The organism is Klebsiella sp. ZJOU C1 (assembly GCF_035620215.1).
GTDB lineage: Bacteria > Pseudomonadota > Gammaproteobacteria > Enterobacterales > Enterobacteriaceae > Klebsiella > Klebsiella variicola.
This window is the reverse complement of the sequence record NZ_CP141644.1, coordinates 2,976,709-2,991,033: the sequence shown is the minus strand read 5'-3', so window position 1 is coordinate 2,991,033 and position 14,325 is coordinate 2,976,709. Positions and strand designations below refer to the sequence as shown.

Below are 14,325 nucleotides of genomic sequence, written 5' to 3'. Positions count from 1 at the left end.
AGAGACAGTTATGAAATCACGCGCAGCAGTTGCCTTTGGTCCTGGCCAGCCGTTAAAAATCGTTGAGATTGACGTCGCGCCGCCGAAGAAAGGCGAAGTTCTGGTGAAAATCACCCACACCGGCGTGTGTCACACCGATGCCTTTACCCTCTCCGGCGACGATCCAGAGGGTGTTTTCCCGGCGGTACTGGGCCATGAAGGCGGCGGGATTGTCGTGGAAGTGGGCGAGGGCGTCACCAGCCTTAAGCCGGGCGACCACGTGATCCCGCTGTATACCGCCGAATGCGGCGAGTGCAAGTTCTGTAAGTCGGGTAAAACCAATCTCTGTCAGGCGGTGCGCGCCACCCAGGGCAAAGGGTTGATGCCGGACGGCACCACCCGTTTCTCCTATAACGGCGAACCGATTTATCACTATATGGGCACCAGCACCTTCAGCGAATATACGGTTTGCGCCGAGATCTCGCTGGCGAAAGTCAATCCGCAGGCGCCGCTGGATAAAGTGTGCCTGCTGGGCTGCGGTGTCACCACCGGTATCGGCGCAGTGCACAACACGGCGAAGGTCAAGCCCGGGGATAGCGTCGCGGTCTTTGGTCTGGGCGGCATTGGTCTCGCGGTGATCCAGGGCGCGGTGCAGGCGCAGGCCGGACGGATTCTGGCGGTCGATACCAACCCGGATAAGTTCACCCTGGCAAAAGAGATGGGCGCAACCGACTTTATCAACCCGAACGACTACGATAAGCCGATTCAGGATGTGATTGTCGAACTGACCGACGGCGGGGTGGATTTCAGCTTCGAGTGCATCGGCAATGTCAACGTGATGCGCGCGGCGCTGGAGTGCTGCCATAAAGGCTGGGGTGAGAGCGTGATCATCGGCGTAGCCGGTGCGGGCCAGGAGATCAAGACCCGTCCGTTCCAGCTGGTGACCGGCCGCGTGTGGCGCGGTTCCGCCTTCGGCGGCGTGAAAGGGCGCAGTCAGCTGCCGGGAATGGTGGAGGACGCCATGGCCGGTAAAATTCGCCTCGACCCGTTTATTACCCATCGCCTGCCGCTGGAGCAGATTAACGAGGCCTTTGATCTGATGCATGAAGGCAAATCGATTCGCACCGTGATCCACTTTGGCGACCAGTAATCGCTAACGCTGATGGCGTATCGTCACCGATAAAAAAAGGGCCCGGATGGGCCCTTTTGCTTAGGTCGATCAGTGATGATCCGGGAGCGCGTAGGCGATAATGTAATCGCCGCGTTCCGGTGACTGACGGGCGCCGCCAGCATTGATAATAATGTACTGCTTACCGGTTTTCGGTGAGACGTAGGTCATCGGGCCCGACTGGCTACCGACCGGCAGACGCGATTTCCAGATCTCTTTCCCGTTCGCGGTATCAAAGGCGCGCAGGTAGAAATCCTGGGTACCGGCGAAGAACAGCAGTCCGGACTGCGTCGACAGCGACGCGCCAAGGGTCGGCATGCCGATCGGAATGGGCATGTGCATCCGGATCCCCAGCGGCCCGGTATCTTCTACGGTGCCAACCGGTACCTGCCACACCAGTTTCCCGGTTTTCAGATCCACCGCGGACATGGTGCCGAACGGCGGTTTCTGGCACGGAATGCCCAGCGGCGACAGGAAACGTTCGCGCATGGCGCCAAACGGCGTACCTTCCATCGGCACGATGCCCATCTCGATCCCGCTGGCGTCTTTCGCCACCTTCGCGCGCGGCACCATATAGTTGGCGAGACCCAGACGCATATCGTTGACGAACATCAGGCTGTTGTTCGGATCCACCGAAACGCTGCCCCAGTTCATGCCGCCGAGCGAGCCCGGGAACTGCAGGGAACGGTCTTCACCTGGCGGGGTAAAGACGCCCTGATGGCGCATCTCTTTGAACTGAATACGGCACAGCAGCAGGTCGATCGGTGTCGCCCCCCACATATCGGATTCGGTCAACGTCTGGTTGCCGATCATCGGCATCCCTACCGAGTAAGGTTGCGTCGGAGAGTAGCGTTCACCTTTGACGTTGCCCGCCGGTACCGGACGCTCTTCCACTTTGGCCACCGGCTCGCCGGTCTCGCGGTTGAGCATAAAGATCATGCCCTGCTTGCTGGTCTGCACCAGCACCGGGGTGGTACCGCCCTTGCCGTCAGGCAGGTCGTACAGCAGCGGCTGAGACGGCAGGTCAAAGTCCCACAGATCGTGGTGCGTGATCTGGAAGTGCCAGCGCACCTGGCCGGTGGTGGCATCCACAGCCACGATAGAGGAGCTGTATTTATCGTCCAGCGCGGTACGCTCGCCGCCAAAGAAATCTGGCGTGGCGTTGCCGGTTGGCAGATAGATCAGATTCAGCTTCGCGTCGTAGGACATCGCCGACCAGACGTTTGGCGTACCGCGCGTATAGGTCTGGCCTTCCGGCGGAACACCGGTCAGCGCTGGATTGCCGGGATCCCACGCCCACGCCAGTTTGCCGGTGTGGACGTCAAACGCGCGGACCACGCCCGGCGGTTCGCCGGTGGAGTAGTTATCCGCGACGCGGCCGCCCACCACTACCACATTGCCCGCTACCAGCGGGGTGGAGGTCTGCTGATAGTAGCCCGCTTTCACTTCACCCATGCCGACGCTGAGGTCGACAATACCGCCATCGCCGAAGCTTTCGCACAGTTTGCCGGTATCGGCATCAATGGCGATCAGGCGGGCGTCGATCGTCGGCAGGAACAGACGACGGGAACAGGCGGCAGGCTGCGTGCCTGACGCTGGCGCGGTTTGCGCCTGGCTATCTTCGTAATAGCCTAAGCCGCGGCAGCGCTGCCAGTTGGGCGAAGAGGATTTGGAGTCATAGCGCCATTTCTCTTTTCCGCTGTCCACATCCAGCGCCAGCACTTTGCTGTAAGGGGTGCAGACGTAGAGAGTATCGCCAATCTGCAGCGGGGTGTTTTGATCTTCCGCCCCGGAGCCATTGCTCTGCGGGATATCGCCAGTATGCGCCACCCAGGCCACCTGCAGCTGGTTGACGTTCTGTTTGTTGATTTGGTCCAGCGCGGCGAAACGGTCGCCGTGGGTGGTATTACCCCAGTGCGCCCAGTTTTTCTGCTGTTCGCCCGGCGCGACGGGCTTCACTGGCACCGCTTCAGTGGCGCTAACCAGTGGTTCGGATTTGAACATCCAGCCAAAGCTCACCGCCAGCGCCACGGCGAGAACGGCGGCGACGCCATATGCCGGGCCTTTTTTTGCCGGTGGGCTGGCGAGGAAAGGCCAGACCAGGGCGGCAAGGAAGGCCAGGACGCCGAGCGCAAACAGGCGCGAGAAGAGCGGCCAGTAGCTCCAGCCAGCGTCACTAATCGCCCAGATCACCGAGGCGATAAACGCCACGGCGTATAACAGAATACCGCCGCGGCGGTTGCGGAAAATCAACACCGCCGCGATGACCATGACCACGCCCATCAGCGCGAAGTACAGTGTACCGCCGACGAGGGCCAGTTTTGCCCCAAGAATACCCACAGCCAGACCGATGATGAGCATCAGTCCGGCGAGAAGCCACTGCAGGATCCGGGGGAATCCGCGCGGCGCGTTGCCAGTTGCCATGTAATCTCCTTAACCACTCCCGCCACTTCATCGTGAACCAAATGAAACAGGTGTTTTCTGTTTTATTTTTGAATGAAGAGGTTTGTACCTTCATAAACGCAGGTTTATTGCTTGATGTGATTTCAAATGAACCATTTGGTGAAATCGCGATATGATAGATCTGTTAAAGAAATTTACGCAATTGTTAATGAATGATTTCGCACTAAATGATTATTTTGCTAAATGTGTTGCGCCGTCCGTCGCACCACATCGACGTACGTAGGCTCCCCGGCAGGGCTACCGGGGAGAAAGCGGGGTCAGGCAGGCATTGACTTGCGGATGGCGCTGAGCAAGGTTTGCGTACCTGGCGTAAGCGTCGCATCGACGCGGGTCAGAATGCCGATGGGCTCTCCGGCGCCCTGGGTGGCAATCGGCAGGGCGCTCAGCACACCCCGGCGAAGATCGTCTTTCACCGCTCCGGAAGGTACGAACCACACATAGTCAAAATCGACCGTCAGCTGGCGTGACAGCGAAGCCGAGAGGGTCTCGATACAGCCGGCGGGCATTTTACAGCCCTGGCTCTGGAGCAGCGTTTCGGCGTTTTGCCGCGGTACGGTGCCCTTCGGCGAAACGACGACGGGCCACTCCATTACCCGGCTCAGGGTCACGGTCTCCTGAAGCAGGGGGTGTCCCGGGCGAACCACCAGTTTCAGGGATTCGAGGAACAGCAGTTCATAGTTGAGTCCACTCATCAGATCCGGGTCGGACATGCGTCCGATACCGATATCGATCTCCCCGGATTTTAACCCCGCCAGCAGCATGGTGTTGTTCATGGTGGCGACCTGCAGCGTGATGTCTTTTTGCTGCTTATGGAACTGGCCGATCACCGTTGGCAGGATCCCCAGCGCGGCGGTAGGCAGCGCGCCGATACGCACAATGTCGTTATTCAGCCCCTCTTTACGGTTCAGCGCCTGACCCGCTGAGTTAAGGGCATCAAGTACCTTAACGGCATGAGTCAGAAACTGTTCGCCGACCAGGGTGAGTTGCGCCCCCAGGCGGCCCCGCTCGAACAGCCGGGTACCGGTTAGCTGTTCAAGCTCGTTAAGCGTTTTCGAGAGTGCAGGCTGGCTCAGATTTAAAGTTTCAGCCGCGCGCCCCAGCGTTCCCTGTTGAGCGACGGCCACGAAGGTGTGTAGATGGCGCAAGCGAATGCGCTGACTGAAGAGACCATTTTTTTCCATAGTAGATGATGTTAAAAACACAGCGGTGAAAGAGACAAGCGGCCTTGTTTAAATTTGATAACCAGATAGCAAAATATTATTAACATTTGACCTGATTACATTACAAGATCTTTCCCCACGGTTTAAAACGCCTTCCCCCCGCAGGACGAGGGGAAGGCGTTTATCGGCGTGGCCGCTAGATATCGAAAAAGACGGTTTCGTTTTCGCCCTGCAGATAAATATCGAAGCGATAGACCACTTCCGAACCACGAACCTCGCGTTCGGCGATTAAGGTTTTGCGTCTCACTTCCCACTCGATCAGATTCAGCACCGGGTCGCTGGCGTTGGCCTCATGTTCATCGGCGAAATACATCCGTGTGTTCAGGCCGATGTTGATCCCCCGGGCGACCACCCACAGGTTGACGTGCGGCGCCATCAGGCGGCCATCGCGGCCGACAACCGGGCCCGGCTTAATGGTGTCAAAGCGCCAGACGCCGGAGGTGAAATCAGAGCAGGTACGCCCCCAGCCGCGGAAGCCCGGGTCGACGGCTTTCTGCTGCTGACGGTCGTCAGGATGGTTATAGCGTCCTGCGGCGTTGGCCTGCCAGATCTCCAGCAGCACATCACGGACCGGTGTTCCGGAGCCGTCGATAACCCGGCCTTCAATGGTGATCCGCTCCCCGGTGGTATCCGCGGTGGTGAGGACCGGGCCAAAGTTTTTCTCAAAAATATGAAAGCCCGCGGCGTCAGGCGCCAGACCGATATGAACATAGGGTCCCGCCGTCTGCGAGGCGGTTTCAGGCAGATACTCTTTCATCGGGCGGCCCCCTGAGTGCGATTTTCAAACAGCGTGGCGCGATGGCCGCGCAGAACAAGGTCAAAGCGGTAGGCCAGACAATCCAGCGGTACGGCGGCGTGCATGTCCAGCTCGGCGATCAGCGTGCGCACGGCGTCGTCATTATTAATGGTTCGGACGATCGGACACTGTTTGATCAGCGGATCGCCTTCGAAATACATCTGAGTGATCAGGCGCTGCGCCCAGGCTTCACCCGAGAGCGAGAAATGAATATGCGCCGGACGCCAGTCGCTGGCCTGGTTACGCCACGGGTAGGGGCCGGGCTTGATAGTGCGAAAACAGTAATAGCCGTTTTCATCGGTCAGCACCCGGCCGCAGCCGCCGAAGTTCGGGTCAATCGGGGCCAGATACTGATCTTTTTTATGTCGGTAGCGGCCGCCGGCATTGGCCTGCCAGACTTCCACCAGGGTGTTTTTCATCGGTCGGCCAAAACCATCGCGCACGTAACCGTGGACAATGATCCGCTCGCCAATCGGCAGGCCTTCTTTGGCGTAATTAAGGATAAGATCGTTATCCAGAGGGCCCAGATCGTCACGGCTAAAGACCGGCCCGGTGATCTCTGACAATGAGTTCTGCAGGGAGATCAGGGCATTCTTCGGTGAGCGCAGGACGCTGGTTTTATAGCCCGGCGCGTAAGCGGGCGGGTGGCTACTGTAATCGCGATGGATAACCTCGCGCGGGGACCATTTATCGTTCATCGGGTACTCCGTGTAGACGGTAGAGGGGCATGTTGTTGTAATGTCGCCAGAAACAGTGTGTGTAAATGTATTGTTAATTTAAAGTGAAATTACCGGGTGTTTTTCATAACCGTGGGTTATGTTTTGTGCAATGACTGCTAGCGGAAGCAGGTTATCGCCATCACAGTTTGTAAATTCTTCCCCCCGCCAGGAGGCAGCTTTCCTACACTCCAGGAAGTATTCACTGGAGGTAACACATCATGGCGAACACCATCACGGCTGATGAGATTCGGGAGCAGTTTTCGCAGGCCATGTCGGCTATGTACCAGCAGGAAGTTCCGCAATACGGGACGCTGCTGGAGCTGGTGGCTGACGTCAATCTCGCGGTACTGGAAAATAATCCGCAGCTGCATGAACAACTGGCCAATGCCGACGAGCTGGCGCGCTTAAACGTGGAGCGCCACGGCGCAATCCGCGTGGGCACAGCGGAGGAACTGGCGACGCTGCGTCGCATGTTTGCCATCATGGGGATGTATCCCGTCAGCTATTACGATCTCTCGCAGGCCGGCGTGCCGGTCCATTCCACGGCCTTTCGTCCCATCGACGATGCCGCGCTGGCGCGCAATCCGTTTCGGGTTTTCACCTCGCTGCTGCGCCTGGAGCTGATTGAAAATCGCGCCCTGCGCGAGCGGGCCGAGGCCATCCTTGCCCGGCGCAAAATCTTTACCCCCCGCTGTCTGGCGCTGATTGCGCAGTATGAAGCTGAGGGCGAATTCACCTCTGCCGACGCGCGCGAGTTTGTGCAGGAGGCGCTGGAGACCTTCCGCTGGCACCGGCATGCCACCGTCGATGAGGAGACCTACCATGCTCTGCATCGCGAGCACCGCCTGATTGCCGATGTGGTCTGCTTTCCGGGATGCCATATCAATCACCTCACGCCGCGGACGCTGGATATTGACCGCGCCCAGGCCCTGATGCCCGAGTGTGGTATTGAACCCAAAGCGCTGATTGAAGGGCCACCGCGCCGGGAGGTCCCGATCCTCCTGCGGCAGACCAGCTTTAAGGCGCTTGAGGAGCCGGTGATGTTCGCCGGTGAGCATAAAGGCACCCACAGCGCCCGCTTTGGCGAAATTGAGCAACGCGGCATTGCGCTAACGCCAAAAGGACGCGCACTGTACGACCGACTGCTGCAGGCGGCAGGGACAGGAAAGGACAATCTCAGCCATCAGCTGCATCTGCAGGAGGTATTCCGCGAATTCCCCGACAGCGAATTTCTGCTCCGTCAGCAGGGGTTGGCCTGGTTTCGCTACCGCCTGACGCCCGCCGGCGAGGCGCATCGCCAGGCGTTTCGCCCGGGGGACGATCCGCAGCCGCTGATTGAGCGCGGGTGGGTGGTCGCCCAGCCGATTATTTATGAAGATTTTTTACCGGTCAGCGCGGCGGGCATTTTTCAGTCTAATCTGGGCAACGAAACGCAGGCGCGCAGCCACGGAAATGCCAGCCGCGAAGCCTTTGAGACGGCGCTGGGCTGCCCGGTGGAGGATGAGTTTGCCCTGTACCGACAGGCGGAGGAGCGCAGCAAACGACGTTGCGGTCTGCTGTAAAATCAGTACCCTGCTGGCATCAGCCTTACAGGGAGCAGGTTATGCAACATCCGTCGAAACCGTTGGCGAAAACCCGCCAGGGAACCGTATCCGGGAGCACAGAGCAGGGGATCCATATCTGGCGCGGCATTCCGTATGCCGCGCCGCCTGTGGGCCCGCTGCGCTGGCGCGCGCCGCAGCCTCCTGCCCGCTGGCAGGGCGTCCGCCAGGCCGACGCCTTTTCCGCCGCCAGCTGGCAGGACATTGACTACTGCCGTGAGCTCGGCGGCGGCGATCCCGGCGCTTTCAGCGAAGACTGCTTATATCTCAATATCTGGGCACCTGCTGCTGCTGCGCAGCCGCTGCCGGTGATGGTCTGGCTGCACGGCGGCGGGTTTACCATCGGCGCCGGCAGCCTGCCGCCTTACGATGGCAAAGCGTTAGCCAGCCGCGATGTGGTGGTGGTGACGGTCAACTACCGGTTGGGCCATCTCGGCTTTTTCGCCCATCCGGCGCTGGAAGAAGAGGCGGGCGAACGTCTCTATAATTTCGCGCTGCTCGATCAGATTGCCGCCCTGCAGTGGGTTCAGGAGAATATCCACGCCTTCGGCGGGGATGCCGCCAACGTCACGCTGTTTGGCGAATCCGCCGGGGCGCGCAGCGTGCTGTCGCTGATGGCCTCGCCGAAAGCGAAAGGGTTGTTCCATAAAGCGATTATTCAGAGCGGGTATACGTTACCCGACCTGCCGCGAGAGAAGGCGCTGGAGAAAGGCCGCCTGCTGGCGGAACACTTTGCCTTACCGCGAGCCAGCGCTGAGGAATTGCGGGCGATCCCGGCGGAGGCCTTCTGGTCGCTCACCGCGCCGCTGAACACAGGGCCGGCCCCCATCGTCGGCGACGCGGTGCTGCCGCAGCCGATGCTGGAGACCTTTTTTGCCGGGCGCCAGCATCCAATGCCGGTGATGATCGGCTCCAACAGCGATGAAGCCAGCGTGATGGCCGTGTTTGGCGTCGATATCGCCGGGCAGATCCAGAAGCTGCGCCGTGAGCGCCGCCTGGGACTGGGGCTGATCAAACTCCTTTATCCCGGCGTGAAGGGCGATGAGGCGCTGGGGCGGGAAGTGTGCCGCGACATGGCCTTCACCACCCTCGGTTATGTGGTGATGCAGGCGCAGCAGCGCGTGGGGCAGCCGTGCTGGCGCTACTGGTTTGATTATGTTGCGGAGGCGGAGCATGACACCTATCCGCACGGCGCCTGGCATGGCAACGAGGTGCCCTACGTGTTTGATAACCTGCGGTTGACCGACCCGGTGTGTCAGTATGCCAGCGAAGCGGATCTGGCCTTCGCCGCTCAGGTGGCTGACTATTGGGCCCAGTTTGCCCGCGTCGCCAGCGGCGACCAGGCGCTTGCCGGCGCGGTGCGCTGGCCAGCGTGCCTGCGCGGACGGGATCGTCTGTTGCGCATTGGCCTGCATAAGCGTGCCGGCTTTAAAGTGGAAAATCGCTTTATGCGCGCCCGGCTGGCGCTGTTTCGCCGGGTGATGAAGCATCACGTGACGCTGGAGTAAATGCGCTGAGGTGCGGCTGAGCAACTGCCGCCACCGGTTGGTGGCGGCATTCACTCACATCACAACCACGGGCTTTATCACCTTACCAGACGCCGAATCGGCGAAGGCCTGATTAATATCGGCCAGCGGATAGCGAACGATAAGCTTATCGATGGGGAATTTCCCCTGCTTGTACTGCTGCACCAGCAGCGGAATAAACAGCGCTGGGACGGCATCGCCTTCAATCACCCCGACCAGCGACTTGCCCTCCGCCATCAGATCGTTCTGCACGTTAAAGGTGATATCCCCGGTAAAGCCGACGATGGCCACCGTACCTAATGGTTTCACCGCGTGTACGGCCTGCAGCACGATGGCCGATACGCCGGTGGTTTCCACCGCGTAGTGAGCGCCTTTGCCGGTGATCTGTTTGATCAGGGCCACGGCATCCTGTTCCTTGCCATTGATCTGATGGGTGGCGCCCAGTTCGCCCGCCAGGGCGAGGCGACTGGCATGAATATCGACAGCGATGATCTGCGAACAGCCGGTTAATTTCGCCGCCATGATGGCGCTGAGCCCCACGGCGCCGCAGCCAAACACCACAATGGATTCCCCAATCACCGGTTTCAGGCGGTTGAGCACCGTCCCGCTGCCGGTCTGGATGCCGCAGCCCAGCGGGCCGAGCAGGGTGAGATCGACCTCCGGGTCGACCACCACGGCGTTGCTGGCGCGGGTGACCACATACTGGCTGAAGGACGACTGGCCAAAGAACAGGGACAGATCCTGATCGCCCAGCCGATAGGGGGTGGTGCCATCCTCGCGTCGGCCGCCAAAATTAAGCGTATTAAAATCTTCGCAAGCTGAAGGGTGGTTGCTTAAACAATTTTCGCAATGGTGGCAGGCGGCATAGCTGAGCACCACGTGGTCTCCGACTCTGATACCGCTGACCGCCTCCCCGACGCTGGCGACGATCCCGGCGCCTTCATGGCCGAGGATGGCTGGCATAGGCACCACTCCCGGGTTATCACGCATCACCGCGTCGGTATGACAGACCCCGGTGGCGACAATTTTCACTAATATCTCATCCTTCCCCGGAGGGGAGACGTCGACATCCTTGATGACGAAAGGTTGCTGGTAGCCCAGCGTGACGGCTGCTTTCACTTGCATGGCATGACTCCTGAATGAATTCCCTGGAGAGCGTGGCGGGACAGCCCGAACGGCTCTCCCGTGTTGGCCGCTAACATGAAGAAATATAGCGGTTATCGGTGAAAAGTTAGCACCGGATGTGGCGGAAATTTGCGCCAATTGTGCCTAAAGAAAACGCAGGGCGGCGGGGCATAGGTGTGATGAATATACCGCAGCGAGAAAAAGCTATCCGCTCAATGGTCAGGCGAAAAAGCGGCCGGCAGTCTGTTCTTTCCCCGGCTGCACGTCGAAGGAAAAGTAAAAAAACGGGTTGTTCCGGTAGACAGGGCTTTTTTACCTTTTTTCTGCGGGCAACAATTGGATTATTAATCGTTTTTGTCTAGAGTGGGCGGAATTTATCACGCAGCGTGATGACGCGTTGCGAATCAATTCACCCGTGCAGAAGGACGCTTTCTCAGGCATGAACCGCAGACGTTTTCTTAAATCTTCCATGGCTGTTGCCGCCGTATGCGGGACGTCAGGAGTCGCTTCCTTATTCAGTCAGGCCGCTTTTGCCGAAGACGCGGGTATTGCCGACGGGCAAACGCGTCGTTTCGATTACACCGTGCTGCAGGCGATGGCCCACGATCTGGCGCGCCAGCCATGGGGCGGCGCCCCGCGCGATCTGCCGCCGACGCTGGCCAATCTGACTCCGCAGGCTTATAACAGCATCCAGTATGACGCCAACCACTCGCTATGGAACAACATCGAAGAACGCAAACTGGACATCCAGTTTTTCCACGTCGGGATGGGGTTCCGTCGCCGCGTGCGGATGTTCTCTCTTGACGCCGCCACTCAGCAGGCGCGCGAGATCCATTTCCGCCCTGAGCTGTTTAAGTACAATGACGCCGGGGTCGACACCCGCCAGCTGGAAGGGCAGTCCGACCTCGGCTTCGCCGGATTCCGGGTGTTTAAAGCGCCGGAGCTGGCCCGCCGCGATATCGTGGCGTTCCTTGGCGCCAGTTATTTCCGCGCGGTAGACAGCACCTACCAGTACGGCTTGTCGGCTCGTGGGCTGGCGGTAGACACCTTTACCGATACCCCGGAAGAGTTCCCTGATTTCACCTCCTTCTGGTTCGAAACGGTTAAAGGGGACGCCACGGTCTTTACCGTTTACGCGCTGCTGGATAGCCCGAGCATCACCGGGGCCTACAAGTTCACCATCCATTGCCAGGATACCCAGGTCATCATGGACGTGGAAAATCACCTTTATGCCCGCAAGGACATCAAACAGCTGGGTATCGCGCCGATGACCAGTATGTTCAGCTGCGGCAACAACGAGCGCCGGATGTGCGATACCATCCACCCGCAGATCCACGACTCCGATCGGCTGTCGATGTGGCTGGGGAACGGCGAATGGGTCTGCCGGCCGCTGAATAACCCGCAGAAGCTGCAGTTCAACGCCTTCCAGGACAAGAACCCGCGCGGCTTCGGTCTGCTGCAGCTGGACCGCGATTTCTCCCATTACCAGGACGTGATGGGCTGGTATAACAAGCGCCCCAGCCTGTGGGTTGAGCCGCGTAACCAGTGGGGGAAAGGGGCGGTCAGCCTGATGGAGATCCCGACCACCGGCGAAACGCTGGATAATATCGTCTGCTTCTGGCAGCCGGAAAAAGCGGTGAAGGCGGGCGACGAACTGGACTTCCGCTACCGTCTCTACTGGAGCGCGCAGCCGCCGGTGAGCACCCCGCTGGCGCGTGTGCTCGCCACCCGCACCGGGATGGGGGGCTTCCCGGAAGGCTGGGCGCCGGGCGAGCACTATCCGGATAAGTGGGCGCGTCGTTTTGCCATCGACTTTGTCGGCGGCGATCTGAAGGCCGCCGCGCCGCGCGGTATTGAACCGGTGATCACCCTCTCCAGCGGGGAAGCGAAGCAGATTGAGATCCTCTACGTCGAGCCGTTCGATGGCTACCGGATCCTCTTCGACTGGTATCCGACCTCCGACTCGACCGACCCGGTGGAGATGCGCCTGTTCCTGCGCTGTCAGGGTGAAGCCATCAGCGAAACCTGGCTCTATCAGTACTTCCCGCCGGCGCCGGATAAACGTAACTACGTTGACGACCGGATCATGAAATAATCCCGTGACAGCCGCAGCCCGCAGGCAACGCCTGCGGGCCAGTAGAGAGCCCCATGACTACAGACATTCCCGCAGTACCTGAGTCGATCCCGGTGACCGACGCGCTGACGCTTATCGCGATTGATGAGCGCTACGTCAGCGATCTGCACCAGCTGGTGGTGAAAAACCGCCACTGGCTGCAGCAATCGCTCAACTGGCCCGCCGAAGTGAACAGCGAAGAGGAGACCCGTCGCCATGTGCAGGGTAACGTGATTCTGCATCAGCGGGATTACGCCAAAATGTTTTTGCTGTTTCTCGACCATCGACTCGTTGGCGTTCTGTCGTTCAACCAGATCGAGCCGCAGAACAAAACAGCCTATATCGGTTACTGGATCGATGAAGATCACCAGGGGCAGGGGCTGCTTTCCCGCTCCCTGCAGGCCTTTATCCACCATTATGCCCGCAGCGGGCTGGTGCGCCGGTTTGTGATCAAATGCCGGGTGGCCAATACCCGCAGTAACCAGGTGGCGTTGCGCAATGGGTTCGTTCTTGAAGGTTGCCTCAGGCAGGCCGAGTATCTGAACGGCAGCTATGACGATCAGAATATCTATTCGCGCATTATTGACCGCGACGAGGCGCTAGAGGGCGCCTAACAGCGGCGTGCGGGTGATGTGCTGCTGGCCGTCAAGCGTTTTCGGGCCGCGCAGATGAATGGCCTCTCCCTCCTGTGCGGCAATCTGCACCTCGTCATTGATGGAGACCTGGTGCTCAACGATCACATCGCCGATGATGACTGTCCGCCCCTGGATCAGCACATCGTCGTCGAGCAGAATCGGACCACCGCGCAGCTGCGCCTCGCCCCCGACCATCGCCCGGTGCTTTAACAGGCAGTTGCCTTCAATCACCGCATTCTCCGCCACCTGCGAACTGTAGCGCACGGTGGGAATGGCATCCTCTCCGCGACCGGCGATCAGTCGCGCATGACCATAAACCCGGGCGTTATCGCACACCCAGACGTCGTTTTCTTCGTTCCCCTCCAGTCTTGCCTGGTCGAACACTTCTGCCCGATGTTCGACAAAAGCGTGCTCGACAAAGGCATCGCCGTAGATTTGCGCCTGATGAAGAATACGCGAGGCGCTAACGGTGGCTCGCTGATAAATCTGCAGGACTTTGTCGCGATCGGCGGTCAGCCCGCGGGCGGCAATCACCTGGCAGTGGGGCAGGAGACGCGCCTCGTCGGCGAGGCGACAGTAACCGCGCACCAGACTATGATTAATCGTGACGTTGTCACTTATCTGCGCGTGATGGCTAATGTGCGAGGCATGAATGCATGCCCGTCCGCCGATGGCGGCCTCGTGGCTGACCACGCAGGGCCCGGTTAAGCGAGCGTCGTCGCGGATACTTGCCCCGGCGAAAACCACGCTGTTGGCATCGTAGATCCAGCACTCTCCCTGTTGGCTGAGAGCGCTTTCCGCGTCCACCCAACCGCCTTCGCTGCCTGCTTTGACGTCAGCGAAATCGATAAGCGCCACTATCTGGCGCAGGGTGACGCTCTGTTTGCCAGCCTCTTCCTGGTAACAATACTGCCGGGTCTGTTCGCTGAGACGGTATTTACGCATTCCCGATCCTCATTACTTATGGTTAACATAAACAT

General features: G+C 59.6%; 11 protein-coding genes. 5 read left to right on the top strand and 6 right to left on the bottom strand.

Going from position 1 to position 14,325, the window contains the following annotated elements:
- Positions 1-10 precede the first annotated feature (10 nt).
- A complete protein-coding gene (locus tag SPE70_RS14320; RefSeq protein WP_008804656.1) occupies positions 11-1,129 on the top strand; it encodes an S-(hydroxymethyl)glutathione dehydrogenase/class III alcohol dehydrogenase in 1,119 nt (372 codons plus the stop codon).
- A 69-nt stretch (positions 1,130-1,198) separates the two neighbouring features.
- On the opposite strand, the gene SPE70_RS14315 is transcribed toward SPE70_RS14320, so the two are convergent.
- The 4 genes from SPE70_RS14315 to pcaH all read right to left on the bottom strand — a co-directional run bounded on the left by SPE70_RS14315 (position 1,199) and on the right by pcaH (position 6,324).
- Entirely contained in the window at positions 1,199-3,571 is a 2,373-nt protein-coding gene (locus SPE70_RS14315) for a membrane-bound PQQ-dependent dehydrogenase, glucose/quinate/shikimate family (protein ID WP_324726342.1), read from the bottom strand.
- 296 nt (positions 3,572-3,867) lie between these two features.
- Positions 3,868-4,791: a LysR substrate-binding domain-containing protein gene (locus SPE70_RS14310; RefSeq protein ID WP_012541541.1), complete on the bottom strand. Its 924-nt coding sequence runs from the start codon at positions 4,789-4,791 to the stop codon at positions 3,868-3,870.
- A gap of 175 nt (positions 4,792-4,966) precedes the next feature.
- The gene (gene pcaG, locus SPE70_RS14305) at positions 4,967-5,587 is read right to left on the bottom strand and encodes a protocatechuate 3,4-dioxygenase subunit alpha (RefSeq protein WP_008804659.1); all 621 of its coding nucleotides are present in this window, start codon (positions 5,585-5,587) and stop codon (positions 4,967-4,969) included.
- Positions 5,584-6,324 (bottom strand): protocatechuate 3,4-dioxygenase subunit beta, encoded by a 741-nt coding sequence (gene pcaH, locus SPE70_RS14300; protein ID WP_008804660.1) that lies wholly within the window; start codon positions 6,322-6,324, stop codon positions 5,584-5,586. Before pcaH ends, pcaG begins: the two co-directional genes overlap by 4 nt.
- A 239-nt stretch (positions 6,325-6,563) precedes the next feature.
- On the opposite strand from pcaH, the gene SPE70_RS14295 reads away from it, so the two are divergent.
- Together SPE70_RS14295 and SPE70_RS14290 are read left to right on the top strand one after the other, a co-directional pair.
- The gene (locus SPE70_RS14295; protein ID WP_008804661.1) at positions 6,564-7,907 is read left to right on the top strand and encodes a 2-oxoadipate dioxygenase/decarboxylase HglS; all 1,344 of its coding nucleotides are present in this window, start codon (positions 6,564-6,566) and stop codon (positions 7,905-7,907) included.
- A 41-nt stretch (positions 7,908-7,948) separates the two neighbouring features.
- Complete coding sequence (locus tag SPE70_RS14290; RefSeq protein WP_044649999.1) at positions 7,949-9,454, top strand: carboxylesterase/lipase family protein; 1,506 nt, start codon at positions 7,949-7,951, stop codon at positions 9,452-9,454.
- A 54-nt stretch (positions 9,455-9,508) separates the two neighbouring features.
- Here the strand turns inward: SPE70_RS14290 and SPE70_RS14285 are convergent, their stop codons facing one another.
- Positions 9,509-10,597 carry an NAD(P)-dependent alcohol dehydrogenase gene (locus SPE70_RS14285; RefSeq protein WP_012541544.1) on the bottom strand — a complete coding sequence of 363 codons (1,089 nt, stop codon included), beginning with the start codon at positions 10,595-10,597 and terminating at the stop codon, positions 9,509-9,511.
- A gap of 439 nt (positions 10,598-11,036) precedes the next feature.
- Here SPE70_RS14285 and SPE70_RS14280 point away from each other — a divergent pair, with 439 nt between their 5' ends.
- A complete protein-coding gene (locus SPE70_RS14280; RefSeq protein WP_012541545.1) occupies positions 11,037-12,692 on the top strand; it encodes a glucan biosynthesis protein D in 1,656 nt (551 codons plus the stop codon).
- A gap of 53 nt (positions 12,693-12,745) precedes the next feature.
- Complete coding sequence (gene rimL / locus SPE70_RS14275; protein ID WP_022065559.1) at positions 12,746-13,324, top strand: 50S ribosomal protein L7/L12-serine acetyltransferase; 579 nt, start codon at positions 12,746-12,748, stop codon at positions 13,322-13,324.
- Here rimL and ydcK read toward each other — a convergent pair.
- Complete coding sequence (ydcK, locus tag SPE70_RS14270; RefSeq protein ID WP_008804666.1) at positions 13,310-14,290, bottom strand: YdcK family protein; 981 nt, start codon at positions 14,288-14,290, stop codon at positions 13,310-13,312. The genes rimL and ydcK overlap by 15 nt on opposite strands.
- Between the last annotated feature and the right edge of the window lie 35 nt (positions 14,291-14,325).

What these genes read in the sequence shown, in the direction of transcription:
- SPE70_RS14315 (WP_324726342.1), bottom strand. Translation starts at nt 3,571, where the DNA reads ATGGCAACTGGCAACGCGCCGCGCGGATTCCCCCGGATCCTGCAGTGG.
- SPE70_RS14285 (WP_012541544.1), bottom strand. Translation starts at nt 10,597, where the DNA reads ATGCAAGTGAAAGCAGCCGTCACGCTGGGCTACCAGCAACCTTTCGTC.
- SPE70_RS14310 (WP_012541541.1), bottom strand. Translation starts at nt 4,791, where the DNA reads ATGGAAAAAAATGGTCTCTTCAGTCAGCGCATTCGCTTGCGCCATCTA.
- rimL (WP_022065559.1), top strand. Translation starts at nt 12,746, where the DNA reads ATGACTACAGACATTCCCGCAGTACCTGAGTCGATCCCGGTGACCGAC.
- pcaG (WP_008804659.1), bottom strand. Translation starts at nt 5,587, where the DNA reads ATGAAAGAGTATCTGCCTGAAACCGCCTCGCAGACGGCGGGACCCTAT.
- SPE70_RS14320 (WP_008804656.1), top strand. Translation starts at nt 11, where the DNA reads ATGAAATCACGCGCAGCAGTTGCCTTTGGTCCTGGCCAGCCGTTAAAA.
- SPE70_RS14295 (WP_008804661.1), top strand. Translation starts at nt 6,564, where the DNA reads ATGGCGAACACCATCACGGCTGATGAGATTCGGGAGCAGTTTTCGCAG.
- pcaH (WP_008804660.1), bottom strand. Translation starts at nt 6,324, where the DNA reads ATGAACGATAAATGGTCCCCGCGCGAGGTTATCCATCGCGATTACAGT.
- SPE70_RS14280 (WP_012541545.1), top strand. Translation starts at nt 11,037, where the DNA reads ATGAACCGCAGACGTTTTCTTAAATCTTCCATGGCTGTTGCCGCCGTA.
- ydcK (WP_008804666.1), bottom strand. Translation starts at nt 14,290, where the DNA reads ATGCGTAAATACCGTCTCAGCGAACAGACCCGGCAGTATTGTTACCAG.
- SPE70_RS14290 (WP_044649999.1), top strand. Translation starts at nt 7,949, where the DNA reads ATGCAACATCCGTCGAAACCGTTGGCGAAAACCCGCCAGGGAACCGTA.